We start from the raw sequence: 25,384 nt of genomic DNA, 5'->3' as shown, positions 1-25,384 counted from the left end.
GTATTCCGGCTTCGATGTTGCGTTGCTTTCATTATTGCTCACGGCAGTAACCCTTCAATCAAGTAAAATGCAAAGTCGGATATCTTAATCTACCCGCCGTGCAAAACCAAACTTCTCCTCTTATATTGACCTTCGGCGTTGCCGACCCAGTCGGCGCCGCCGGTATCCAGGCAGACCTGGCCACTTTTTCGGCGATGGGCTGTCACGGCCTTTCTGTCATCACGTCGATCCTGATCGGCGACACCGCCCGCATCGAAGATACGCAACAAATCGATGCCGACTGGGTCGCCGATCAAGCCCGGGTACTCCTCGAAGACATGCCGGTGGCCGCTTTCAAAGTAGGCGCCGTCGGCAGCATCGAGAGCGTATCCGTGATTGCCGAGATTGTCTCGGACTATCCGGAAATCCCGCTGATTCTAGACCCTTTTTTGTCGGCGATGCCGGATCAGGGACAAGATAGCGAAGACTTGCTGACCGCTATCCGCGAGTTACTGATCCCCCAATCCACCGTCATGCTGCTGTCGGCAGTGGAACTGGCGCGGCTGGCGGAAACCTGGCGCGAACCATCATCCGAAGACATGATGAGCATCGATGCGATGCGCGTCATCGAACTCGGCTGCGAATATTTGTTTGTCACCGGTACGCCGACCCCTGCTGCGGAAGTCGGCAATACCTTGTTCAGTGAAAACGGCGTCGTGCGGCAGGATACCTGGCCGCGTGTATCCGGCTCGTTCACCGGCGCCGGCACCACCATGTCGGCGGCAATCGCGGCAATGCTGGCCAATGGCCTGGACGTGCCTGAAGCGGTGTCCGAAGCGCAGGAATTCACCCTTGCAGCGGTCACGGCAGCACAACGGCTGGGGATGGGAAAGCTGATACCGGACCGTTATTTCTGGGCCCGTGAAGAAGGCCTGGAGCGCGAAACAAAAAACGAGAGTGACGGCGACTCCTGATTTTGGCGCTGCGACAAACGCATAGCTCAAGAAGACTTATTCAACCAAACCATTTAACCAAGAAAACAGGGAAGACACGGCCCCCCCGGCTAGCATTCGCACAACGAGAATTTTCGTATCTTCCATGCTTTCCGTGAACAATTTTCCCGATACAAAGCACATGACTTCCAATAACGACACCCTGTTCGCTCGCGCCCAACTGACCACCCCTGGCGGCGTCAATTCCCCGGTGCGCGCCTTCCGTTCTGTTGGCGGCACGCCGCGTTTTATCACGCGCGCCGAAGGCCCTTATTTCTGGGATGCCGATGACCGCCGCTACATCGACTACATTGGCTCCTGGGGTCCTGCGATTGTCGGCCACGCCCATCCAACCGTGATCAAAGCAGTGCAGGATGCTGCTGCGCGCGGTCTCAGCTTTGGCGCACCGACCGAGGGCGAAATCGAAATCGCCGAGGAAATCTGCAAACTGGTGCCGTCGATCGAGCAGGTACGGTTGGTTTCCAGCGGCACCGAAGCCACCATGAGCGCGTTGCGCCTGGCGCGCGGCGCCACCGGACGCGACAAGATTCTCAAATTCGAAGGCTGCTACCACGGCCACGCCGATTCGCTGCTGGTCAAGGCTGGCAGCGGCTTGCTGACCTTTGGCAATCCGACTTCGGCCGGCGTACCGGAAGATTTCGTCAAACACACGCTAGTCCTCGATTACAACAATTGCGAGCAATTGGAGCAGGCTTTCAAGGACATGGGCGACCAGATCGCCTGCGTCATCGTTGAGCCGGTGGCCGGCAATATGAACCTGGTCCGGGCAACGCCGGAGTTCTTGCAAACCATGCGCCGCCTGTGTACGCAGTACGGCACCGTATTGATTTTCGATGAAGTCATGTGCGGCTTCCGCGTGGCGCTGGGTGGAGCACAAGCGTTGTACAACATCAAACCGGATATCACCGCGCTGGGCAAAGTCATCGGCGGCGGCTTGCCGGTAGCGGCATTCGGCGGCCGCGCTGACCTGATGAAGCACATGGCGCCACTAGGCTCGGTGTACCAGGCGGGTACCTTATCGGGTAATCCGGTAGCGGTAGCCGCAGGCATGAGCACCCTCAAACTGATTCAAGAGCCGGATTTTTACACGAAGCTTTCGGCGCAAACCAGCAAGCTGGTCCAAGGCTTGAGCAGCGCAGCCAAAGATGCCGGCATCACATTCAGCGGCGATGCTATCGGTGGCATGTTCGGTTTATATTTTGCGGCAGAGGTACCCGGCACTTACGCGGCGATGATGGCATCCAACAAGGACTTATTCAACAAGTTCTTCCACGCCATGCTGGACGCTGGCGTGTACCTGGCGCCGTCCGCATTTGAAGCCGGTTTCGTTTCGGCCCAACATGACGATGCGGTGATTGACGCCACCATCGCGGCGGCGCGCGGCGCATTTGCGCAACTTGCCTAAGCAGTGAAATCAAGGGCAGCGAGCGCTGCCCTTGCGCGTCAATTCAGCCAGCCGCGCCGGCGGAAGTACCAGAATGGCGTGATTGCAGAACACACCATCAATACCAGCGCGAACGGATAGCCCAGCGACCAGTCGAATTCCGGCATGAAACGGAAATTCATGCCGTAGATACTGGCGATCAGCGTCGGCGGCAAGAACGCCACTGAAGCGACCGAGAAGATCTTGATGATCTTGTTTTGATTGATGTTGATAAAACCGACTGTCGCATCCATCAGGAAGTTGATCTTGTCGAACAGGAAAGCGGTGTGGCCATCCAGCGATTCAATGTCGCGCAAAATCTGCCGCGCATCTTCAAACTGATCCACGCTCAATAAACGGCCGCGCATCAAAAAACTTACCGCGCGCCGGGTATCCATCATGTTGCGCCTGATCCGGCCGTTCAAGTCTTCCTCGTGCGCCATCGCACTCAACGCTTCGGCAGCGGCCTGGTCGGTAAGCTTCTTTTGCAGGACGCGCGCACTAACCTCATCCAGCTTCTTGTAGACGCCCTCCAGGGCGTCGGCGGAGTATTCGGCGTCGGTCTGATACAGATCGAGCAGCACGTCCTTGTAATCGCCGATAGAGCCCGGCCGCGAGCGTGCCCGCATACGCACCAGCCGGAATACCGGCAAGTCTTCGCCATGCACCGAAAACAAGATATTGCGTGCCAGGATAAAAGCGACCGTAACAGTCGACGACGGGCCGTCGTCTTCTTCAAACAGAAAATCGGTACGCAAATGGAGGTCGCCGTTTTCCGCTTCGTAGTAGCGGGCCGAGGCTTCGATATCCTTGACTTCGTCTTCACCAGGCAGCGTAACGCCGTAGATACTCTTGACCCAGGCCCGCTCCTGGTCGTTCGGCTCAGTCAGGTCGACCCACACCGGCTGGACCTTTTCAAGATCGCTGTGACTCTCGATGTTGACCTGGTTAAGCCGGCCGTTTTGCAATACGAATACATTAATCATGCTTACCTCAAAAACTGATTTTGCAGAGAGGTTGTTTTGATATTGCTACACAGTTCGACAATGAAATCCTGCTGCAATTTAAACAACCTATATCAAATCCGCATATTAGGGCTGTTAACACTTAATTTTGGAGTGCGAACGTGCGGCAGGCGTTGCGTGTCTAGGCGTGGTGACGCGACGTGGCGGGCCACGGCAAGAAGCCGTAACAACGGCATGCGACGCGGCCAGCGCACGTTATCATTTGAACGCATCTCCCAAATTAAGTGTTAACAGGCCCTAAGGCAATTCAGCCGATCCCATGCGCCGCAAAATCAGTCCGGTACGTTGCGACAGATAAGCCGATCCGCGGTTTTTGTCGTAGAAACGCGGCCGCGGCAGCATCACGGCAAGGCGCGCAGCCTGACTGGCGCCAAGGTTGGCGGCTGAGGTTTTATAGTAGTGCTGGGATGCAGCCTCGGCGCCGAACACGCCATTACCCCATTCCACCACATTCAGGTAGATTTCAAAGATGCGTTCCTTGTCCATCAGGAACTCCAACATGTAAGTGATGACCAGCTCCTGCCCTTTGCGCAAATAGCTGCGCTCGCCGGACAAGAACAGATTCTTAGCCAGTTGCTGGGTAATGGTGGAACCGCCGCGCACCACTTTTCCCTTCTTCTCGTTTTTTTCGTATGCCTGTTGCAGGGCGTCCCAGTCGACGCCATCATGTTCAGAGAAATTGGCGTCTTCGGAAGCAATGATGGCGCGCTTCAGATTGGTCGAAATACGTGTATATGGCAGCCATTTGAATTGCAGCTGCGCGTCCGGCACGGTTTCCTGCATCTCGGCCAGACGATGACGCATGAAGCTGGTGGAACTCGGATTGTGGTCAACCCACCACCAGATCTGCACGAAGAAATAGACTTGCAGCAGCAGGACTGCAGCGATCAGCAGCAAACATAAACGTAAAAATAACTTGCCGACTTTCATTCCGCGACTTTCATTCCGATTCTCTGCAAACAATTAAACCAGGCAGCCATGCTTAGAGCTGGGTACGCAAGGCCGCAAATACGGCATCGGTGGAGGGCCGCACGCCGCGCCAGACAAAAAACGCTTCTGCCGCCTGCTCCACCAGCATGCCCAGCCCATCGCGCACCTGCGCGCCGTGCGCCGCAGCGAACTGCATGAATACAGTTGGCTGGCTGCCATACATCATGTCATAAGCCAACGTCGCCGGGCCGAACAGGCTGGCGGCAAGCGGCGGCAATTCCGCTTGCAGACTGGCCGAAGTAGCATTGATCACCAGATCGAACTGCTGCCACGCGTCGGTAAAACCGCAAGCGCTGAGAATGCCTGGACGATCACCATAAGACTGGAATTGCTGCACCAGTTCCTCTGCCTTAGCCACCGTCCGGTTCGCAATCACCAACTGCGCCGGCTTGCCTTCCAGCAGCGGCAGGATAACCCCGCGCGCGGCGCCGCCGGCACCCAGCAGCAGGATTTTTTTATGCGTCAGGTCGAAGCCGGCGTTACGCACGATATCGCTCACCAGCCCGATGCCATCAGTGTTGTCGCCCAGGATCCGGCCATTTTCAAATTTCAGGGTATTCACCGCGCCGGCAGCTTTGGCGCGGGTAGTAAGCTCATCGGCCAGCGCGTATGCCTCCAGCTTGAACGGCACGGTGACGTTGGCACCGCGACCGCCTTGGGCAATGAACTCCCGTACCGTTGCAGCGAAACCGTCGAGCGGCGCCAGCAGATGGGTATAGCGCATGTCTTGCGCCGTATCCGCAGCAAAGCGGGCATGGATCGCGGGTGACTTGCTATGTGCGATCGGATTGCCGATCACGACATAAGCTGCAAACCCGGCGGCGCTCGTCATTGGTTAACTCCTCCCATCAGCTGCGCTTCCAACTGCCCCTCGCGGGTAAATTCGAAGGTGGAGATCACTTCCCACACATCGTCTTTGCCGCTGCTGCGCATGTTTTCCGGGAAGCGGCCGAATGGCGCCGACCGCTCGATAATTTTCAAGGTCGCAGCGTCGAGATCACGGTTGCCCGAACCGCGCTCGATGCGGGCGCCGCCCTCTTTGGTGTAGAGCGAACCATCTTGATAAATCGGAATATAGACCACCAGCTTTCCGTACAGGTTCTTGCCATTCTTTTTCGGAAAATTCAGCGTCCCCAGTTTTTCGACGCGATCCTGGAATGCCTTGTAATACGCTGCGTAACCAACTGCACGCGTGCTCGGAGTAATCTGGGTTTTCTTCGGCCGTTTGTTGTAATCGTCGATATTCTTCGCGATCTCTGCTTCCTTGCGCGCAATGGCCTTGGCGCTCTCGACCAGGTCCCTGCCGTTAGGCTGCGGTGTATTGTCGCTGGCCTTGTCCTGCACATCCATGGCTGGCATTTTCAACGGCGTTTGCTTGTTCATCTGCGCCAGCATCTGTTGTTGCTGTTGTTCCAGTTGCTCGATACGGCGCTTGGTGGACTGGACGTTGTCGCCGTCTTCCGATTTGCGCATGTCCGGCAACGGCGATTTGGCGCGGCCGGCGTCGGCATTGCCGCCGCCATCCAGATTCGCTTGCGCCAGCGCCTCCGGCTTGACTGGCTTGGTGTTGTGCTTGGCGTTGACCAGGATCACTTCCAGCGCCGGATCGGTGGGCTTCAGCTTGAAGGCTTCAGGTGCGGCGAAACGCACCGCCAACAGCGCCGCATGCGCCACTACCGATGCCACGATGGCGCCGACCAGGATTCGATTTTGAAAAAAGGATTTCACGCGTGTGCCAAAGGTCGCTGTTAAGAAAGAGAGAATTTAAGAGAAGAATCCAACAAACCAAGAATTCTACAAGGGAAGCATTCTACGACAGAGAGATGCCCACAGGAAATTTACTGCAGGTCCCGACTGCCTGATTCCATCACTCCGCCACTGGTTTGCTCTCCTGAGTTGTACTCTCGTCATCAGCCGCCACGCCAACCGTCTCATCCGTCGCCGCTAAGACTGCCTCGCCATCCGCCGCAATCTCGACGGTTTCGTGCGGCATGTCCATGGCGGCGTCCAGCTCTTCCGCGATGTCGGCATCGTCCTCTTGCTCTTCGAACTGTTGGCCATCGACGACCGGCGGTGGCGCTGACACCTCCAGCAAGCGCGCCTCGACTGTCAGGTCAATCTCGTCCCAACGGATGATATCCAGCTTGACTTGGGTGCCGCGCGCTAGTTGTTGCAAGCCCGGCAATTTGATGATCAGTGGAATCTCGGCCAGCCGCAAGATTTCATCCTTGAGCACTGCGGCTTCGACCTGACGCACCTGTTCCTGGCCCAGCCAGCGCAGGCACCAGTAACGCTCCATGTTGGATTGGAAATCGCCGTAGCCCGAATACGCCGCGTCAAAGCCGGACACGATCGCAAACAAATCAGCATCGCGCGGTTTGAACGGCGCAACCAGCGGCGCAGCAACGCCGCCTTCGACGCACGCCAGGATCTGCCACTGGTTAACCAGGTCGGTATAGCGGCGCAAAGGGGAAGTACTCCATGCATATTGATCAACGCCCAAGCCCTGATGGGGAGCAGCGTGCGTGACCATGCGCACCTGCATCTTGGCGGCCCAGCCACCGCTGCCACCACCCTGCGCGCGATAAATGCCCGGCACGCCGTGATCGGACATCAGCTTGCCCCAGGTGCTGTTAGCGAAGATCATCAGCTCCGCGACGATCTTGTCGAGCGGCGCGCCACGCTTGCGGCGCGCGATGGTCACAACATCCTCTTCGACATAGAAATTGAAATCGACGCGATTGTTTTGCTCAGGTCGCAAGCCGAAGCCTTCGCGCTTGGCCATGCGGCCTTGCTCCAATACCTGTATCCATTTCCACAACAAGGCGATATCGGCCTTGTGCGGATAATCGCCGGCGTCGTTGGCGAGATTTTCTTCGGTCACCAGCTCATCCAGCGTGTTGTGGCGCAGGTTGGCGGAAATCGGCACCAGCTCGGCCTTGGTTTCCGTGCTGATCACGCTCCAGTCTTCCGGATTCAAGATGGCGTAGAGCGACAACGCCGGGCAGTTCTTGCCTTCTGCCAAGGTAAACGCATCCACCAGCTCATCCGGCAACATGGTGATTTTGTCGCCCGGCATGTAGACGGTAGACATGCGCGCCCGGGCAATCGTGTCCAGCGCGTCGCCGCGCTTGATGCCCAGCCCCGGCGCAGCGATATGGATGCCGACCCGGACGGTGCCGTCGGCCAGCGTTTGCACCGACAAGGCATCGTCGATTTCGGTAGTGGTGACGTCATCGATAGAGAATGCCTGTACCGGCGCCAGCGGCAACGTTGCCACGCTTGGAATCTCGATCTTCGGAAAGCCCGCACCCTTGGGGAAGAATTCCAGCAAGAATTTGGACAGATGCAGCTGCTTCGGCGAAGCGATGCCGCCGACCGACAGCATCAAGCGCTGCGGCGAGGTCTGCAATTCGTTGCAAGCTGCTTCCAGCGCCTTGTATTCGATACTGTTCTTGTCCGGTTTGAACAACAATTGCAGGGCCAGCGGCTTCATCACGTCCGGCAATTCACCGGCCTTGAGCTGCTCGACGTAGCCGGCTTGAACCTGGGCTTGCAGCTTTTTCTTTTCGATACCGGCCTGCGCTGCTTTCAGCGACGCCTCCGGCGCCGCCTTGTAGCGGCCCTTGCCCTTTTTATAAAAATAAATAGGCGCGGTGTGCAGGCTCAGCAGCAAGCCAGCGGCTTCCGCCGGCAATGGCGCATGGCCGAAATACTCGGCGCCCAGCTCTGCAAAGCCGAATTCTTCCTGGCCTGCGACTTCCCACAGGAAATCAAGCTCAATGCCCTGTGCGATCTGCTTGGCTTCATCCAGCAATTCCTGTGGCGTCGGCGACGTGAATTGCAGCAGCACATCCTTGGCTTTCACCTTGCTGCGTTTGCCCGTTGGCAGTTCGACCTGATAGGCCTCGCCTTGCTGCGACAGTACGACACCTGCTTTAAAGTCGCCGGACTCTTCAAAAAATAGATTCATTGCATGCTTTACGTGTGGATTTCTGATGATACCGCTGCCGGTACCGAGTGCTTAATTAGAGTGCTTAATTATCTGGCAGCGCCAAAGGAAAGTAATTGATGGGCCGGATGGATATGCCGGGACAGGTCGGAGGCCAAAGAAAAGCCGGTGGACAGCACCTTGAAGTCTGGCCGCGCCCGTTGTAACTGTTCGATATCAGGAAAGAATACTTCCGTTACCAGCATGACGCCGGTTTTACGCCGGAAAGCCGAGCGCCGCGCCCATAGCGGATAAGGAAAACTGTCGACGCCGCCAGCCATGCGCATGCGCCGCACCAGCGGATGATTGCCGTACAGGCGGGCGTATTGCAGCTGCCCGCGCTCTACCAGCGGATCGCCAAACAAGGTAGAGCCAAGTGAGCGCTCACCCAGGCTACCGAAGAACGGCCACTCGGTAGTTGTGGCATCCAGCGCCAGCACCGTATGCCCCAGCACCATAGGATGTTCGTCGCAACGTAGCAAGACATCGCGTTCCTGCACCTGTATCCGGCGCGGTAAGCCAATCGCTCGCCATTCATCGGCCAACGGCAGCGCCCGCTGCTGGTGAAGGCGCTGGATCCGGAACTGCTGGCAGTGCGCCATTAGCTTGTAGGTCAGCGAGACGCGATCGGTCAGCCAATCACGCATGTTGACGGACGGATCGACGCCATTGGCGTGGTCATGCCATTTGGCGATGGTGCGGGAGCGCGCCGTCACGTTGCCGGTCCCGAGGTCGCTACACCGCAAAAAGCCAGGACTTGATCCGCATAGTCGGCGAATTCGCTGATGCCATGGTCGCTGCCCTGGATGACTTGCTGCCGGGCTTGAGGGTAATGGCCAACCATTTCCCGCCAGTCCAGCACTTCGTCACCGGTGGCGGCAATCAGAAAATAGCGTTGCGGCTTGGAGATGACGTCAATTTGCAGGGCTTGCAATTCCGCCATGTACTCGCGCTTGAATTCAAATGGCTCGCCTGAATGATATTGCGTGCTGACGCCAACATACTTCTCGAGATCGCGCGGTGGCTTGACTGCAGGATTGAGCAGCACAGCTCGGCAACCGGTCTGTTCTGCCAACCAAGTGGCGTAGTAGCCGCCCAGCGAAGAACCGATTAGGGTCAGATTGGCCGGATCACAGTCTTTGATTAAACCTTCCGCCAAGGCTATCGCCGCCGCAGGAGATGCCGGCAGTTGCGGGCTAAGATAATCACCGGCCCGGCCCAGCTGCTGCATGCGCTCGGCCAGCAAGCGCGCCTTGAACGATTTTGGTGAAGAACGAAAGCCGTGCAGATACAGAATCATGAAGCTGCCGACAATGCCGTCAAGAGTTTTTGATGGACGCCGCCGAAACCGCCGTTGCTCATCACCAGCACCTGGTCGCCAGGTTGCGCTGCTTTGACAATCGCCGCCACCAGTTGCTCCAGGTCGCTGTAAGCACTCGCTTTGCTGCCGAGCGGCTGTAACGCTTCGGCCAGATTCCAGTCAAGCGCCTCCTTGCCGCTGCCCTTGGCGCCATAACCAAACACCAGGTCGGCCTCGCTCAGGCTGGCCGGCAACGCATCTTTCATGGCGCCCAATTTCATCGTATTAGAGCGCGGCTCAAGCACGGCCAAGATACGTGCCTGGCCGACCTTCTTGCGTAAACCGGCAACGGTGGTGGCGATCGCGGTCGGATGGTGGGCAAAATCGTCATACACAGCAATCTCGCGTACTACCCCGCGCAACTCCATGCGTCGCTTGACGTTTTCAAAGCGCGACAAGGCGGTAATCGCCTGCGCCGGCGGCACGCCGACATGGCGCGCAGCGGCGATCGCCGCCAGCGCATTCATACGGTTATGTTCGCCGCTCAGCTCCCATTGCACGCTGCCTTGCAACGCGCCATTAAAGAACACATCAAAGTGGCCGTTATCTTGCGTAGTCAGCGCCCAGCCTTGCTGATCGCCGCCGAACAGCTCTTTTTCACTCCAGCAGCCACGCTCCAGCACGCGCTGCAATGCCGGTTCGCGGGCATTCACCAACAAGCGGCCAACACCGGGAACCGTGCGTACCAGATGATGAAACTGGGTTTCTATCGCCGCCAGATTGGGAAAAATGTCGGCGTGATCGTATTCCAGATTGTTCAGGATCGCAGTCTTGGCGTGGTAATGGACAAATTTGCTGCGCTTGTCGAAAAATGCCGTGTCGTATTCGTCAGCTTCGATCACAAAGAATGGGGATGCAGGTGCGCCGGCTTTTCCCGACAACCTTGCAGAAATGCCAAAATTCATCGGTACGCCGCCGATCAGGAAACCCGGATCGTAGCCGGCGTCTTCCAAAATCCAGGCCAACATCGCCGAAGTCGTGGTCTTGCCGTGCGTACCAGCAACTGCCAGCACCCATTTATCACGCAAGATGTGCTCGCCAATCCATTGCGGTCCGGAAATATACGGCAAGCCGCGGTTCAGGATCTCTTCCATCAGCGGATTGCCGCGCACCACGACATTGCCGATCACATACAAATCCGGCTGCAAGCTGATCTGTTCAACGCCAAAGCCCTGGATCAGGTCGATTCCCTGCGCCTCAAGCTGAGTGCTCATCGGCGGGTATACATTGGCATCGCAGCCGGTGACTTTATGTCCAGCCTGTTTAGCCAGTACCGCCAAACCGCCCATAAAGGTGCCGCAGATACCAAGGATATGAATGTGCATTCTTGAGTTTCACTATTCTGAAAAGAGGGAATACCGTGATTTTACCTGAGCGGCCGCTACCGCCGTTAGCCGTGCGTTCAAAAAGTACCACGCTGGAATTTCATGCATGATTGAAATACCAGTATCAATCACGCACTGCACGCCAAGACGCCTATATGTAAATCGCGATTTGCACATTGAGATATCATGCCGGTCATGGCCTCCAATCTATCCCCCGAATTAGAACAACTGCGCGCAGAAATTGCGGCAGCAGCAGCACGCATGATTGCCGAAGACGGCGCCGATTACGGTACCGCAAAACGCAAAGCGCTGGAACTGTGCGTCGGCAGCACGCGCGCACGGAGTGGCAGTTTCATGCCGGATAACGCCCAGATCGAAGACGAAGTACGTATATATAACGAATTATTCTTTGCTGATACACAACCGGCCCGGCTTTTGCATTTGCGCCAACTGGCGGTAGAAATCATGGGCGAACTGGCGCAGTTCAGACCTTACCTGACCGGCGCAGTCCTGAATGGCACCGCAGGCGAACATTCAGATATTTACCTGCATTTGTTTGTAGATAGCCCGAAAGACGTAGAAATATTTCTTTTTAACAAGAATGTACAATTCGAGCTATCATCCAGTCCTTCACTTAAAAGCGGCGGGAATAACGACCCGGTAGAAACTGTGAGTTTTATGTATAAGAGAGAGGGATTGCATCTCACCCTATATGAAACTGATGATTTGCGCGGTAATATCAGGGCCGCCTCAGGGAAGCGAATGGAACGGGCAGATCTGAATACTGTACTTGCGCTGATCAACAAAGAAGAAGATTAATGAAAAGAAATATTCTAATATTTGTACCGATTGCGATCCTATTTTGCGTGATCGGCGTGTATTTCGGCGCACAACGACATACCCCAACCTCTCCAGAGAGCGTCGCAGTAGCGGGTTTGTTTGCGCAGGAAATGCCGGATGCCAGCGGCAAGGCTAGCTCCCTGTCGCAGTGGAAGGGCAAACCCTTGATCGTCAACTTCTGGGCGACCTGGTGTGCACCATGCGTGGAAGAGATGCCGGAATTGAATGCATTCCAAACAGAAATTGCTGCAAAGAACATTCAAATCATAGGGATCGGCATCGATTCTGTAGATAACATCGGAAAATTTGCCGAAAAATACAAAATCTCCTATCCCTTATATGTCGCTGGCAGTGGCGCTACCGCATTGCTGCGGCAGTTCGGCAACCAAGCTGGCGGCCTGCCCTTCACGGTCTTGATCGGGCGCGACGGCGAGGTCAAAAAGATGTATCTTGGCAGCATTAAATTCGACGAATTGCGGAAAGACCTAGCATTACTGTAAGCGCAAACCCTGCTCAAAAAACATTTAACAATGCCGCGCTGAAATTTCACAGAAACAAATTTTCTCTTGCCAGTCAACGTCATTTGACGGCAAAATGCGCCATCGTCGTCAAACGGAGCATCATCTCCATGGCAAAAAATATACTTCTACTCAACGGACCCAACCTGAATTTGCTGGGTACAAGAGAGCCGGAAGTCTACGGTTCGACCTCGCTGAGCGATGTCGAACAAGCAGCTCGGGTCCAGGCTACTGCCGCTGGCGCCCGGCTTGTGCACTTCCAAAGCAATCACGAAGGTGCACTGATAGACCGCATCCATGCGGCCAAGACAGAAGGCATCGACGCTATTGTGATCAATCCCGGTGGGCTTACGCATACCAGCGTCGCCTTGCGGGATGCGCTGACGGGAGTTGCAATCCGTTTTGTCGAAATCCACATCTCGAATATCCACCAGCGAGAAGCGTTTCGGCATCATTCTTATTTATCTGAAGTCGCTGTCGGCGTTATTTGCGGGTTGGGCGTGGATGGCTATCGCGCTGCTGTTGATTTTGCCATTAAGAAACTCTAGTTGATCTCTATTAAAGCTCTGTAGTAATCGATGCCTTTGCAATACATTGCAACTGCGTTGATCTGCATGTTAAAAAAACGAAAATAGCTTTAAATTTTCATTATTTATATATTCTGAAGGATTGCACATGGATTTGAGAAAACTCAAAACGCTGATCGACTTGGTCGCGGAATCAGACATCGAAGAGCTTGAAGTCACGGAAGGCGAAAGCAAGGTCCGTATCGTCAAGTCGTCTGCATCCCAGCAAAACCAGGTTGTCATGATGCAACCACAAGCACAGCAACAACACCCTGCCCAGTATCAGGTCGCCGCGCCAGTCGCAGCAGCAGCGCCGGTAGAGGCAGTGGCTGCAGTACCGGAAGGCCATATCGTCAAGTCACCAATGGTCGGCACTTTCTACCGCTCTTCGGCTCCCGGCTCGCCGGCATTCGTCGAAGTCGGTTCGGAAATCAAGGAAGGCGGCACCTTGTGCATCATCGAAGCGATGAAATTGCTGAACGAGATCGAAGCTGATGCATCCGGCGTAGTGAAGAAGATCCTGGTTGAAAACGGCCAGCCGGTCGAATTCGGCCAGCCATTGTTCATCATTGGCTAACTCGGCAGCACTGAGTCGTCCATAGTAAGCACCACGTAATCTGCACGGCGGCATCCGCTTTACCGGGGTTTCGCCGTTCTGGTTGTCAATACAGGCTTATTGCAGTTGTCCGCAATTTTCATCGATGCGGCACGCCTAATCCGATATTGGCAATCCAAAGTTTGATAACGCTTGACCCTTAGCGACACATACCACCTATGTTTGAAAAAATCCTTATCGCCAATCGCGGCGAAATCGCCTTGCGCATCCAACGCGCCTGCCGTGAAATGGGCATCAAAACCGTGATGGTCCATTCCGAAGCGGATCGTGACGCCAAGTATGTAAAACTGGCGGATGAATCTGTCTGTATCGGCCCTGCGCCGTCCAGTCTGAGCTATCTCAACATGCCGGCCATTATCAGCGCCGCAGAAGTGACCGATGCCGAAGCGATTCACCCTGGCTATGGTTTCCTCTCGGAAAATGCCGATTTCGCAGAGCGCGTTGAGCAGTCCGGCTTCGTTTTCATCGGACCGCGTCCCGCGAACATCCGCTTGATGGGCGACAAAGTATCTGCCAAGCAAGCCATGATCCGCGCCGGCGTACCCTGCGTTCCGGGCTCGGAAGGCGCGTTGCCGGACGATCCGAAGGAAATCGTCAAGATTGCCCGCAAGATCGGCTATCCGGTCATCATCAAGGCAGCTGGCGGCGGCGGCGGACGCGGCATGCGAGTGGTGCATACTGAAGCGGCCCTGGCCAATGCGGTGACCATGACCAAGACTGAAGCCGGCGCCGCTTTCGGCAATCCGGAAGTGTATATGGAGAAGTACCTGGAAAATCCGCGCCACGTGGAAATCCAGATCCTCGCCGACCAATTCAAGAACGCAGTCTGGCTGGGCGAGCGCGATTGCTCAATGCAGCGCCGCCACCAGAAAGTGATCGAGGAAGCGCCGGCGCCCGGCATTCCGCGCAAGATCATTGAAAAAATCGGCGACCGTTGCGCCGAAGCTTGCCGCAAGATGGACTATCGCGGCGCTGGCACCTTTGAATTCCTGTACGAAAACGGCGAGTTCTATTTCATCGAAATGAATACCCGGGTCCAGGTTGAGCATCCGATCACCGAAATGATCACTGGCATCGACATCGTGCAGGAACAGATTCGCATTGCGGCCGGTGAAAAACTGCGCTTCCGCCAACGCGACATCCAGCTCTCCGGTCATGCTATCGAATGCCGTATCAACGCCGAAGACCCGTTCAAGTTTACGCCATCGCCAGGTAAAATCTTGTCGTGGCATGCTCCGGGCGGCCCTGGCATCCGCGTCGATTCGCACGCTTACGCCGGTTATTTCGTGCCGCCGCATTACGATTCGATGGTGGGCAAGGTAATTTCTTACGGCTCCACCCGCGAGCAAGCGATCAAGCGGATGCAGATTGCGCTGTCGGAAATGGTCGTCGAAGGCATCCAGACCAACATCCAGTTGCACCGTGAGCTAATGATCGACGCCCGCTTCATCGAAGGCGGCACCAACATCCATTACCTGGAGCACAAACTGGCTGAACGACCAGTAGTGGCCAAGGAAGCGGACAAGGCTGTAAAGAAATAAGGATTTTTCACCGCAAACAGTCCGTGCGGTGAAAAATCCATCACACACATAGTAAGGCATCTGATGAGCTGGACCGAAATTGTTATTGAAGTAGCACTGAGCGATGCCGAGACTTTGTCCGATGCGTTGATGGAAGCCGGCGCCTTGTCGGTCTCGGTCGAAGATGCCGACCTGGGCACGCCGGACGAACAACCGCTGTTTGGCGAGCCTGGCATGGAGCCGAAGGAAGCTGCCTGGCAACGTAGCCGGGTAGTGGCGCTGGCCGAGGTCGATGCCGACCATGCAGCCATCGTCAGCAATGCTGCTGCAGCTTGCGGCATCGCAGTGCCGCCCTATTCTTTACGCCCGGTAGCGGCGCAAGACTGGGTGCGCCTGACGCAATCGCAATTCGACCCGATTCATATCGGCAAGAACATTTGGGTGGTGCCAAGCTGGCACGATGCACCGGACGCCAACGGCCTGATCCTGGAACTCGATCCCGGCCTCGCTTTCGGTACCGGCAGCCATCCGACTACCCGCCTCTGCATGGAATGGCTGGAAGTTAACGTACCGCTGCAAAAACCTGCGTCGTTGCTCGATTACGGCTGCGGTTCAGGCATCCTGGCAATGGTCGCCAAGAAACTCGACAATGCAACGACTGTCGTCGGGGTCGATATCGACCCGCATGCAATCGATGCGGCTCGCTACAACAGCGAACGCAATCATTGCGAAGTCGCTTACTATCTGCCGGAAGATTTCAGCAGCCACACCTCGCTGCAGGTATTCGATATCGTCGTCGCCAACATTCTGTCCGGCCCGCTCAAGCTCATGGCGCCAATGCTGTGCAGTCGTATCGCAGCCGGCGGCAGCCTGACGTTATCGGGTGTGCTGGCGGAACAAGCCAACGACGTCATCGCAGCCTATGCGCAATGGCTGCCATTGACGGTGTGGGCCGAGCAAGACGGCTGGGTCGCGCTGTCCGGCACTCGCAAGTAAGCCGCACGCCATGGCGCTCGCGACGCAATGTCCGCACTGTCAAACCACCTTCCGGGTCGCCAATGACCAGCTGAAGCTGCGCGGCGGTCTGGTCCGCTGCGGCAGCTGCCGCGAAGTATTCAACGGTATCGAGCACCTGGTGCGGCCAGAGTTGGCGGCACCTGTAGCGCCCGCCGCATCCCCTGCGCCGGAACAACCCGCCGTTGCATCGCCCGTAGCTGAGGCAATTGCAGATCATGTGACCGCGCCATCGTCGCCAGAGATTACCGGCCGATCGGCAGCCCCCGTTGATGATCCGATTCATGAGCATGTTCCTGCGCCTGAAGCAAAGCCGGAACCGGCCCAGGGAATCAATACTGCAATCGGAGTCGCAACCGGCCACCCGCTGCCGGCGACACATACCAATCCAGCGCCTGAAGCAAAATCTGCTAGCCTGGAGGTGAGCCCGAACAAGACCGCAGATCGGGTAGAAGCCGCTATCGACGGCCTTGAAGAAGATCTACGCATCGCCGAAGAAACCAGCCAGTCTGCGCCGGCCGATGTCCATCACACGCCGTTCGGACTGATCAAGCCATCCGCTGTCGAAACAGACGACAACGGCGACAAGCTGCCTGCGCCGAATGTCTGGCATCGCCATGTAGACGACGATGACGAGCCGGACAACCAGATGGCCCGCATGACCTTGATGCATGTCGCAGGACAGGACGATTACACGCTAGCGGCCAAAACCAATGCAAAAGACGCTGCCAACGCCGCCAATCGTGATGACGATGAACTCGATCGAATTATCGATGAATTACAGCGCAAACCATGGCGCGGAGAAAAGAATGCCTCGTCAGCATCGGATACAAGTGACGACACTGAAGGCCGCGGCAAGAAAAAGAATCGTGAGAAAGCCGCTGAGACAGAAGATAAATTAGCCGACGAACCTGATTTTGTTCTCAGCGCCAGGCGTCAGAAACGTATCGGCGGTACGCTGCGCTTGGCCATGTGGATTGCTGGTGGCCTATTGCTGATCGGCCTGATCGGTCAGTCGGTTTATTTTTTCCGCGACCAGTTGGCGGCCCGCATGCCGCAAGTGAAACCACTGCTGACCAGCGCCTGTGCAAAAATCGGCTGCAGCGTCGGCTTGCCGATGAGGATCGACAGTATCTCGTTCGAAGCCAATGAATTGCAGGCGCTCGATCCCGCCCGCAACCTGTTCTCGCTGAACCTGCTATTGCGCAACCACAGCGATACCGTGCAGGCATGGCCCAACATCGAGCTGACCTTGAACGACGGCAATGACAAACCTATCGTACGCCGCGTGTTTACGCCGCACGATTACCTGAGTGCGGCGACCAATCCAGCGCTGGGTTTTGCCAGCGACCAGGAACAAACGGTTAAAGTCACGTTTGAGTTATTGCAATTGAAGGCCTCGGGTTATCGAGTCTATCTGTACTACCCCTGATTATTTATTGCGCAGGCTAACGCGCCAACCAGCAAGTTTTCTCCTTATTTACTATGACCTCTCTTATCTGCGGTTCATTGGCCTTCGACGTCATCATGCAATATCCGGGGAAATTCTCGGATGCGCTGCTGGCGGATCAGTTGCACAAGATCAGCGTTTCCTTCCTGGTGCCGACCATGCGTCGCGAATTTGGCGGTTGCGCCGGCAATATCGCCTACAACCTGAAACTGCTGGGTGGCGAGCCGCAAATCATGGCGACCATCGGTCATGATGGCGGCGACTATCTGCAGCGGTTGGACCAGCAAGGCATTTCCCGCAAATCGATACGAACCATCGATTCGATCTACACCGCGCAATGTTTCATCACCACCGACGCCGACAACAACCAGATCAACGCCTTCCACCCGGGCGCGATGACCTATTCCCACGAAAACAAAGTGGCTGAAGCCGGTCCGGTCAAACTGGCGATTGTCGCGCCGGATGGCCGCGACGGCATGCTGCAGCACTCGGAAGACTGTGTGGCGCAAGGCATCCCGCTGATTTTCGATCCGGGCCAAGGGATGCCTATGTTTAACGGCGACGAATTGAAACATTTCATCGAGCTTGCCACCTATATCGCGATGAATGACTATGAAGCCGAAATGCTGGCGTCGCGCACCGGATTGTCGCTTCCGCAAATTGCAGAGCGGGTCTCAGCCTTGGTCGTGACGCGCGGCGAACTCGGCGCAGAAATCTATACCGGCGGCGACAAGATCGATATCCCTTGCGTCAAGGCCGAACGAATCCTGGATCCTACCGGCTGTGGCGACGCCTTCCGCGCGGGCATGCTGTATGGCCTGAGCAACGGCATGGACTGGGCCACTACCGGCCGCCTCTCAAGTTTGCTCGGTAGCATCAAGATTGCGCATCAAGGACCGCAGAACCATGCGCCAAGCCGGGCCGAAATTGATGAGCAATTCCACCGTGTATTTGGTTACCGTTTGTAAAAGTAGCACATGATTTTCCCTACTCCATCCATGTACTGGGTGGAGTATGGGATAAATTGATAAATTTTTATCCTGATACTTTGGATAATTTTCATATACTCCCAATCACTGCCGTTCTGGCGTGATACATGCCTCCCTTCCCAAGCTGAACTTATCTGCTACGCTTAAATCCAATTTGCATTAGTCGTATGGACGGAGGGCATGATGAAAAAATTACTTTTAGTCGGTATCGCTGCGCTGGGAGCAAGTCTGTTGCTGGGCGGCTGCGTCGCCGTGCCATATGGCGGCAACGGCTACTATGGCGGTTATGGCTATGATGGCGGTTATTACGGCGGCGGCTATTATGCGCCTGCGTATATCGCGCCTAGCGTCAATGTCGGCTTTGGCTATTATCGTGGCTGGGGCGGCGGCGGTTGGGGTGGACGTGGCAGAGGCTGGCGCTAACGCGAGCGACGCACTGAAGGCGGTATAAGTTGCCCGATGTTCCGTGCAGAACAAGTGATTGGACAACTCTCGAATCTCGCAGCATGATGGTGTGTATCTTTAACCAGGAGTCACCATGAAGCGACTGATTGCCACATTATTGATTTGCAGTGCTGTTGCAGCACCGGCGTTTGCCGCCCTCAAGGCCGGCGAGCAAGCGCCTACCTTTACCACCCAAGCATCGCTTGGCGGTAAAGTGTTCAGCTACTCCCTAGCCGATGAACTGAAAAAAGGGCCGGTGGTGCTCTACTTTTATCCGGCGGCATTCACTAAAGGCTGTACTATCGAAGCCCATCTGTTTGCCGATGCGGTCGACAAATACAAGGCGCTGGGCGCCACTGTTATTGGTGTTTCCGCCGACAACATCGATACGCTCAACAAGTTTTCAGTCAGCGAATGCCGCAGCAAATTCGCTGTAGCGGCCGACACGGATCAGAAGATCATGAAATCTTATGATTCGGTGCTGCTCTACAAAACCAACTACGCCGATCGGGTTTCGTATGTGATCGCGCCGAACGGCAGCATCATCTATGCATATAGCAGCATGGATCCGGACAAGCATGTCGCCAATACGCTGCAGGCCTTGGAAGAATGGACTGCGAAGCAAAAGAAATAATCTCCTGGACATTAAAAAGCGCGCTGACGTGAACCGATCAGCGCGCTTTTTTTATGGCTTGGCGTAATTTGTCGTCAACTCGCCGCTTTGCGGCGATGGCCATCTAGATTCGGCAAGAACATCGCCAGCAAGCCGATCAGCGGCAGGAAAGAACAAACCTGATAGACAAAGCCGATGCTCGTCATGTCAGCCAGCTTGCCCAGCGCTGCGGCGCCGATACCACCCATGCCGAAAGCAAAACCGAAGAACAAGCCCGATACGGTACCCACTTTACCTGGTACCAGCTCTTGTGCGAACACCAGGATCGCCGAGAACGCCGATGCCAGGATCACGCCGATCACCACGGTCAGTACGCCTGTCCAGAATAGGTTGGCATAGGGCAGCATCAGAGTAAACGGCGCCACGCCCAGGATCGAGACCCAGATCACCAGCTTGCGCCCGACCTTGTCGCCGATCGGCCCGCCCAGCACGGTGCCAGCCGCCACCGCAAACAGGAACACGAACAGATGCAACTGCGCCGCCTGCACCGACAACTGGAATTTATCGATCAAGTAAAACGTGAAATAACTGCTCAGGCTGGCCATGTAGAAGTACTTGGAGAAGATCAGCATCAGCAAGATGCCGATAGAAAACATGACCTTCTTGCGCGGCAGCGCTACATAGTGATGCTGCACCTTGGCCGGCTTGCCCTTGGCTTCCAGGCGCTTGCGCTTGTACCAGTTACCGATCTGCCACAACACCAGGATCGCCAGCAAAGCCGCAGCAGAAAACCAGGCGATGCTGGCCTGGCCGTGAGGGATCACTATCCATGCCGCCAGCAACGGCCCCATCGAACTGCCGGCGTTGCCGCCCACCTGGAAAATCGACTGCGCCAGACCATGACGGCCACCAGACGCCATGCGCGCCACGCGCGACGACTCCGGATGGAAAATGGAAGAGCCGGTGCCTACCAGCGCCGCGGCAAACAGCAAGATGCCGTAGCTAGGCGCGACCGAGAGAATCAGCAGGCCGACCAGCGTGAAACCCATGCCCAAGGCCAGCGAATACGGTTTCGGATGCTTGTCGGTGTACAAACCCACCAGCGGCTGCAGGATCGATGCGGTGATCTGGTAAGTCAGGGTAATCAAGCCGATCTGCGTAAAACTGAGATTGAAATTTCCTTTCAACAGCGGATAAATCGACAAGATCAGCGACTGGATCATGTCGTTCAGGAAATGCGCAAAACTGATGGCGCCTAATACGCGGAAACCGGTTTTCTCGGCATCCTGCGACCCTAAAGTAGGGGAAATCTGCTTGGCTGCGGTTTGCATGATGATGAACTGATAGTTGGAAAGTAGCGCAAATGAAAAGTACAAGGCGCCGGATTGGCGGCTGAAATCGTCTTTGTCGTTCGCAAGAATGCAGTGTAAGCAAAAAACACAAGACTGTTTTAAGATAGAAAGACATAATTTATCGCTTTTCAGTCAAATCACACACCTTATGCCCGCCAGTATTCTTACGCATACCACGATAGGCCTGCTTGACGTGGTACCTGACACCCGGCATCCGGTGCGTCTGCGCGCACGCGATCTTGGCGCTGCAAAGCTGCTGCCATCCCACTCCCATCCCTGGGGTCAAGTCACTTATGCGCCGGAGGGCGTGCTGCGCGTCACCGTCGGCAACAGTACCTGGATTGTGCCGCCGCTGCGTGCCATCTGGATTCCACCGCAACTGGTGCATGAAATCGCGACCATAGAAAAATCGCAATTGCGCGCCCTGTATATCCATAGCGACGCCAACCCGTTTCCCGGCCAGGAATGCATTGTGCTGGAAGTGTCGAACTTGCTGCGCGAGTTGATCGCGGCGCTAACGCAAACCGATGTCGACAGCGTGCGTGAATCGTTGCTTACTCAGCTGATATTGAATGAACTGGTCGAGGCAAAAACCCCGGGCATACGCGTCGCCTTGCCAACCGAAAAGCGCTTGCAGGCAATCTGCCAGGCCTTGATCGACGCTCCTGATTCAAGCATGACCCTGGCCGCCTGGGCCGATCGCGCTGGCGCCTCGGAAAGAACGCTGGCGCGTCTATTTGAAAAAGATCTCGGCATGACTTTCGGCCAGTGGCGGCAGCAGATCCGGCTAGCGCACGCCGCACCGATGATCGCGCGCGGCATGCCGCTGTCTCTGGTCGCAACGGAACTCGGCTACGCCAGCCAGTCGGCATTTTCCGCCATGTTCAAGAAAACCTTCGGCCAATCTCCGTCGACCTTCTTTGCACCGAAAAAGGCCAGCCGGCCTGCCAGTTAACCTTCGGCAAGCTGCAGCAATTGCGCCCGTAATGCCGGGCTGGCGACAGTCATCGGTACGCGCAACTCGTCCTTGATCCAGCCCTGCTGTGCCAGCACCGCCTTCACCGGCCCCGGACTGGCTTCGGCAAACAGCAGGCGGATCAGCGGTGCCAGTTCATGGAAGATGGCGCGCGCATCGTGCAGGCGTTGCTCACTGACGGCACGGTACAACGCGACAAAGCGTTGCGGCTTAACGTGCACTGAAGCAGCAATCGCACCACTGCCGCCCATGCACAAATTATTCAGAACGTTGATATCTTCCCCGGACAGCACTTGCAGGCGTCCGTCTGCAATCAGAGCCTGCGTCGTCGCCACAGAGCCGGCGCAGTCTTTCACCGCTTGTATCTGCGGATGAGCGGCCAGGGTCAACAAGGTACTGAGTTCGATCTGTACGCCGCTACGATAGGGAATGTCGTACAACACCAGTGGTACCGGGCTGGCGTCGGCAAGGCTGCTGAAATGATCGATCAAACCCTGCTGCGAGGGCCGTACGTAACATGGTGCGGGAATTAAGAAACCGGCGATATCGGATGCGCCAAAATATTGCAGGTTTTCATGCAGCTGCCCGCTGTGATTACCGCTCAAGCCGACAATGACCGGCAGGCCGGCAGCGGCTTGCAGCACCGTCGCGACGACGGCACGTTGTTCAAGCTGGTCCAGCGCAGCGGCTTCGCCGGTGGTGCCGAGCGCCACCAGCCCGCTCACGCCCGCTTCGACGTAGTACCTCGTCAGCTTGCCCAATGCTGCGTGATCCACCTGCCCGTTGAAAAAAGGCGTGATCAACGGGACCCAGATACCTGTAAAAATTGACATGATAAAACTCCTGAAAAAATTGACCGTTTGGGGTCCGTTCAGAAGTGCGAAGGAGTTTGCGTGCCGGGAGGGAGTTACCGAGAGCTTGCTGTTCCGTCGCCCATCTGACGGAACAGCGCGCTCCGGTCAGATGAGCTGCTGTTTTTTTGCTTTGACAACGCGGCACAATGCCAATGCGCCGTTAGCGGCGGCCTGGCATGTGGAATTGAAATTCTGCGTTGTCATATAGTTGAAGATGCCTATACACAAATCAGCCGCATCGCGTCAGCTCTCACTGACGCTTGGCAGCCAGCTTATTGAGGGACAGTATCCTTGAACGACTGGCGTTCTGATAATTTTTCAAACAGCTTGGCCAGCGTCGGATAATCTTCGCGCCAGGTGATTTGCGGGAAGCGGAAGCTGATCCAGCCCAATGCGCAACCCACCGCCACGTCGGCTAGTGAATAATGCGTGCCGGAACAAAACGGCTTTTCCGCCAGACCCGCAGCCATGGCTTTCAGGCCGGCGTCGATCTTGCGTTGCTGGCGGTCGATCCAAGCCTGGCTGCGCAGTTCTTCAGGTCGCTGCAAACCTTCCAGGCGAATCAGCACGCCGGCTTCCAGTACGCCATCAGCCAGCGCTTCCCAGCATTTGACTTCGGAACGTTCGCGGCTGTTGATCGGGATCAGCTTGCCTACCGGCGTCAAGGTATCGAGATACTCGACGATCACGTGCGAATCAAACATGGCGCCGCCGTCTTCCATCACCAGGCAAGGTACTTTGCCCAAAGGATTGGAGGCCTGGATCTTGGTGTCAGGCGACCACACATCCTCCAGCACAAAGTCGTAATCAAGCTTTTTCTCGGCCATGACGACACGGACTTTGCGAACAAAAGGACTACCCAGGGAACCGATCAGCTTCATATGTCACTTATGGTAAAAAATGTTGGCTGATTATAGCATTCGACCCTGGCGACTTTGCTCATTGCCAATCCTGTCCGCATTCAAAGCGGCATATTTACCACGTTGCAAATGGTAAAATTCGGTTTCGCTTTGGGTTTAGCCTGTATTTCAATTGTTACCATCGGCGTTGTTGCCTTGCGTGGTTGCCATGTTTTGCAAAATGGAAACTATCGCTGCACCAGCCTTATCTTCATCCACTTCTATAGCCGTCACTATCATGTCTCTTACCACGCTTTCTGCCCTGTCCCCGCTGGATGGCCGCTACGCTGCCAAAACCGACAAGCTGCGCCCGATCCTGTCTGAGGCCGGCTTCATGCACCACCGGGTCAAGGTTGAAATTGCCTGGTTGCAAGCATTGTCGAACGCCGGCTTCGCCGAAATCAAGCCGTTCTCAGCCAGCGCCAGCGCCTTGCTGGACAAACTGGCAAGCGACTTCACCGAAGCTGATGCAGAGCGCATCAAGGCCATCGAAGCGGTCACCAACCATGACGTCAAGGCGGTTGAATATTGGCTCAAGGAACAGGTCAAGGACGTGCCGGAACTGGTCGCGGCGTCGGAGTTCATCCACTTCGCCTGCACCTCGGAAGACATCAACAACACCTCGCACGGCATGATGCTGAAAGCAGCGCGCGATACCGTGCTGCTGCCAGCGCTGCGCAACGTGATCTCCAAGCTGACAGATCTGGCGCATGCCAACGCTGACCTACCGATGATGTCGCGCACTCACGGCCAGCCGGCCAGTCCGACCACGCTCGGCAAGGAAATCGCCAATGTCGTGGCGCGCCTGCAACGCGCCGTCAAGCGCATCGCCGCAGTGGAAATCCTGGGCAAGATGAATGGCGCGGTCGGCAACTACAATGCCCACCTGTCCGCCTACCCTGACTTTGATTGGGAAAATTTTTCCAAGGACGTGATCGAACAGCGCCTCGGCCTGACGTTCAACCCCTACACCATCCAGATCGAACCGCATGACTACATGGCTGAACTGTTCGATGCCGTCAGCCGCTGCAACACGATTCTGCTCGACCTGAATCGCGACATCTGGGGCTACATTTCGCTGGGTTATTTCAAGCAACGGACAAAGGCCGGTGAAATCGGTTCGTCGACCATGCCGCACAAGGTCAATCCGATCGACTTTGAAAACTCCGAAGGCAACCTCGGCATGGCTAACGCCGTGCTCAAGCATATGTCCGAGAAGCTGCCGCTGTCGCGCTGGCAGCGTGACCTGACCGACTCGACTGTACTGCGCAATATCGGCGTCGGCCTCGGCTACGCGATCCTGGCTTACGATAGCTGCCTGCGTGGGCTAAACAAGCTGGAAGTCAATCCGGCGCGCCTGGGTGAAGATCTGGACGCCACCTGGGAAGTGCTGGCAGAACCGGTGCAAACAGTAATGCGCCGCTACGGCATTGAAAATCCGTACGAACAGTTGAAAGAACTGACCCGTGGCAAAGGCATTTCCAAGGATGCGCTGCGCGAGTTCATCCTCAAGCTGGAAATCCCGCAGGACGCCAAGGACCACTTGCTGGCGATGACGCCGTCCAACTACATCGGCCATGCGGCCCTGCTGGCGAAGAAAATAAGCTATTAATACGCAAGGATGGCT

The 25,384-nt window shown here is 56.2% G+C and carries 25 protein-coding genes; 14 read left to right on the top strand and 11 right to left on the bottom strand.

Going from position 1 to position 25,384, the window contains the following annotated elements:
• Positions 1-98 precede the first annotated feature (98 nt).
• Positions 99-953 (top strand): bifunctional hydroxymethylpyrimidine kinase/phosphomethylpyrimidine kinase, encoded by an 855-nt coding sequence (gene thiD, locus LT85_RS04405; protein WP_038485760.1) that lies wholly within the window; start codon positions 99-101, stop codon positions 951-953.
• Between the two features lie 160 nt (positions 954-1,113).
• The gene (hemL, locus tag LT85_RS04400; protein ID WP_038495020.1) at positions 1,114-2,397 is read left to right on the top strand and encodes a glutamate-1-semialdehyde 2,1-aminomutase; all 1,284 of its coding nucleotides are present in this window, start codon (positions 1,114-1,116) and stop codon (positions 2,395-2,397) included.
• 38 nt (positions 2,398-2,435) lie between these two features.
• Here the strand turns inward: hemL and corA are convergent, their stop codons facing one another.
• From corA to mpl, 8 genes are all read right to left on the bottom strand, one after another.
• On the bottom strand, positions 2,436-3,401 hold the full coding sequence (gene corA, locus LT85_RS04395; protein WP_038485757.1) for a magnesium/cobalt transporter CorA: 966 nt from the start codon (positions 3,399-3,401) through the stop codon (positions 2,436-2,438).
• A gap of 276 nt (positions 3,402-3,677) precedes the next feature.
• Positions 3,678-4,370 (bottom strand): monofunctional biosynthetic peptidoglycan transglycosylase, encoded by a 693-nt coding sequence (mtgA, locus tag LT85_RS04390; RefSeq protein ID WP_038485754.1) that lies wholly within the window; start codon positions 4,368-4,370, stop codon positions 3,678-3,680.
• A 52-nt stretch (positions 4,371-4,422) separates the two neighbouring features.
• The gene (aroE, locus tag LT85_RS04385) at positions 4,423-5,262 is read right to left on the bottom strand and encodes a shikimate dehydrogenase (RefSeq protein WP_038485751.1); all 840 of its coding nucleotides are present in this window, start codon (positions 5,260-5,262) and stop codon (positions 4,423-4,425) included.
• Entirely contained in the window at positions 5,259-6,158 is a 900-nt protein-coding gene (locus LT85_RS04380; protein WP_038485748.1) for a TonB C-terminal domain-containing protein, read from the bottom strand. Before LT85_RS04380 ends, aroE begins: the two co-directional genes overlap by 4 nt.
• Before the next feature lie 139 nt (positions 6,159-6,297).
• Positions 6,298-8,403: a ribonuclease catalytic domain-containing protein gene (locus LT85_RS04375; RefSeq protein ID WP_052134641.1), complete on the bottom strand. Its 2,106-nt coding sequence runs from the start codon at positions 8,401-8,403 to the stop codon at positions 6,298-6,300.
• A 68-nt stretch (positions 8,404-8,471) separates the two neighbouring features.
• The gene (locus LT85_RS04370) at positions 8,472-9,137 is read right to left on the bottom strand and encodes a chorismate--pyruvate lyase family protein (protein WP_253273661.1); all 666 of its coding nucleotides are present in this window, start codon (positions 9,135-9,137) and stop codon (positions 8,472-8,474) included.
• A complete protein-coding gene (locus LT85_RS04365) occupies positions 9,134-9,721 on the bottom strand; it encodes a YqiA/YcfP family alpha/beta fold hydrolase (protein WP_038485745.1) in 588 nt (195 codons plus the stop codon). Before LT85_RS04365 ends, LT85_RS04370 begins: the two co-directional genes overlap by 4 nt.
• A complete protein-coding gene (gene mpl / locus LT85_RS04360; protein ID WP_081992024.1) occupies positions 9,718-11,106 on the bottom strand; it encodes a UDP-N-acetylmuramate:L-alanyl-gamma-D-glutamyl-meso-diaminopimelate ligase in 1,389 nt (462 codons plus the stop codon). The genes LT85_RS04365 and mpl overlap by 4 nt, the downstream gene beginning before the upstream one ends.
• A 186-nt stretch (positions 11,107-11,292) precedes the next feature.
• Between mpl and LT85_RS04355 the strand changes: the two genes are divergently transcribed.
• The 10 genes from LT85_RS04355 (at position 11,293) to LT85_RS04310 (ending at position 19,697) form a co-directional block, all read left to right on the top strand.
• A complete protein-coding gene (locus LT85_RS04355) occupies positions 11,293-11,925 on the top strand; it encodes a hypothetical protein (RefSeq protein WP_052134639.1) in 633 nt (210 codons plus the stop codon).
• Positions 11,925-12,446 (top strand): peroxiredoxin family protein, encoded by a 522-nt coding sequence (locus LT85_RS04350; protein ID WP_038485739.1) that lies wholly within the window; start codon positions 11,925-11,927, stop codon positions 12,444-12,446. Before LT85_RS04355 ends, LT85_RS04350 begins: the two co-directional genes overlap by 1 nt.
• A gap of 128 nt (positions 12,447-12,574) precedes the next feature.
• Positions 12,575-13,012, top strand: a complete 438-nt coding sequence (gene aroQ / locus LT85_RS04345) for a type II 3-dehydroquinate dehydratase (RefSeq protein WP_038485736.1) — start codon at positions 12,575-12,577, stop codon at positions 13,010-13,012.
• Positions 13,013-13,139: 127 nt separating this feature from the next.
• Positions 13,140-13,607, top strand: a complete 468-nt coding sequence (gene accB, locus LT85_RS04340; protein ID WP_038485733.1) for an acetyl-CoA carboxylase biotin carboxyl carrier protein — start codon at positions 13,140-13,142, stop codon at positions 13,605-13,607.
• Between the two features lie 197 nt (positions 13,608-13,804).
• On the top strand, positions 13,805-15,187 hold the full coding sequence (accC, locus tag LT85_RS04335) for an acetyl-CoA carboxylase biotin carboxylase subunit (protein ID WP_038485730.1): 1,383 nt from the start codon (positions 13,805-13,807) through the stop codon (positions 15,185-15,187).
• A gap of 63 nt (positions 15,188-15,250) precedes the next feature.
• Positions 15,251-16,162 (top strand): 50S ribosomal protein L11 methyltransferase, encoded by a 912-nt coding sequence (gene prmA, locus LT85_RS04330; protein WP_038485727.1) that lies wholly within the window; start codon positions 15,251-15,253, stop codon positions 16,160-16,162.
• 10 nt (positions 16,163-16,172) lie between these two features.
• A complete protein-coding gene (locus LT85_RS04325; protein ID WP_038485725.1) occupies positions 16,173-17,612 on the top strand; it encodes a DUF3426 domain-containing protein in 1,440 nt (479 codons plus the stop codon).
• Positions 17,613-17,665: 53 nt separating this feature from the next.
• Positions 17,666-18,598: a carbohydrate kinase family protein gene (locus LT85_RS04320; RefSeq protein WP_038485722.1), complete on the top strand. Its 933-nt coding sequence runs from the start codon at positions 17,666-17,668 to the stop codon at positions 18,596-18,598.
• Positions 18,599-18,799: 201 nt separating this feature from the next.
• On the top strand, positions 18,800-19,042 hold the full coding sequence (locus tag LT85_RS04315; protein ID WP_253273660.1) for a hypothetical protein: 243 nt from the start codon (positions 18,800-18,802) through the stop codon (positions 19,040-19,042).
• A gap of 115 nt (positions 19,043-19,157) precedes the next feature.
• Positions 19,158-19,697 carry a peroxiredoxin gene (locus tag LT85_RS04310; protein ID WP_038485716.1) on the top strand — a complete coding sequence of 180 codons (540 nt, stop codon included), beginning with the start codon at positions 19,158-19,160 and terminating at the stop codon, positions 19,695-19,697.
• A 74-nt stretch (positions 19,698-19,771) separates the two neighbouring features.
• On the opposite strand, the gene LT85_RS04305 is transcribed toward LT85_RS04310, so the two are convergent.
• On the bottom strand, positions 19,772-21,007 hold the full coding sequence (locus tag LT85_RS04305) for an MFS transporter (RefSeq protein ID WP_038495009.1): 1,236 nt from the start codon (positions 21,005-21,007) through the stop codon (positions 19,772-19,774).
• A gap of 169 nt (positions 21,008-21,176) precedes the next feature.
• Between LT85_RS04305 and LT85_RS04300 the strand changes: the two genes are divergently transcribed.
• A complete protein-coding gene (locus LT85_RS04300) occupies positions 21,177-21,983 on the top strand; it encodes an AraC family transcriptional regulator (RefSeq protein ID WP_038485713.1) in 807 nt (268 codons plus the stop codon).
• Here LT85_RS04300 and dapA read toward each other — a convergent pair.
• Positions 21,980-22,837, bottom strand: a complete 858-nt coding sequence (gene dapA / locus LT85_RS04295) for a 4-hydroxy-tetrahydrodipicolinate synthase (protein WP_038485710.1) — start codon at positions 22,835-22,837, stop codon at positions 21,980-21,982. The two genes, LT85_RS04300 and dapA, sit on opposite strands and share 4 nt — an antisense overlap.
• Before the next feature lie 293 nt (positions 22,838-23,130).
• Positions 23,131-23,739, bottom strand: coding sequence for a glutathione S-transferase N-terminal domain-containing protein (locus LT85_RS04290; RefSeq protein WP_038485708.1), 609 nt, complete (start codon positions 23,737-23,739; stop codon positions 23,131-23,133).
• Positions 23,740-23,995: 256 nt separating this feature from the next.
• Here LT85_RS04290 and purB point away from each other — a divergent pair, with 256 nt between their 5' ends.
• Positions 23,996-25,369: an adenylosuccinate lyase gene (gene purB, locus LT85_RS04285; RefSeq protein WP_038485705.1), complete on the top strand. Its 1,374-nt coding sequence runs from the start codon at positions 23,996-23,998 to the stop codon at positions 25,367-25,369.
• The last annotated feature ends 15 nt before the right edge of the window (positions 25,370-25,384 follow it).

Source organism: Collimonas arenae (genome assembly GCF_000786695.1).
GTDB lineage: Bacteria > Pseudomonadota > Gammaproteobacteria > Burkholderiales > Burkholderiaceae_D > Collimonas > Collimonas arenae_A.
This window is presented reverse-complemented; position numbering and strand designations above follow the sequence as displayed.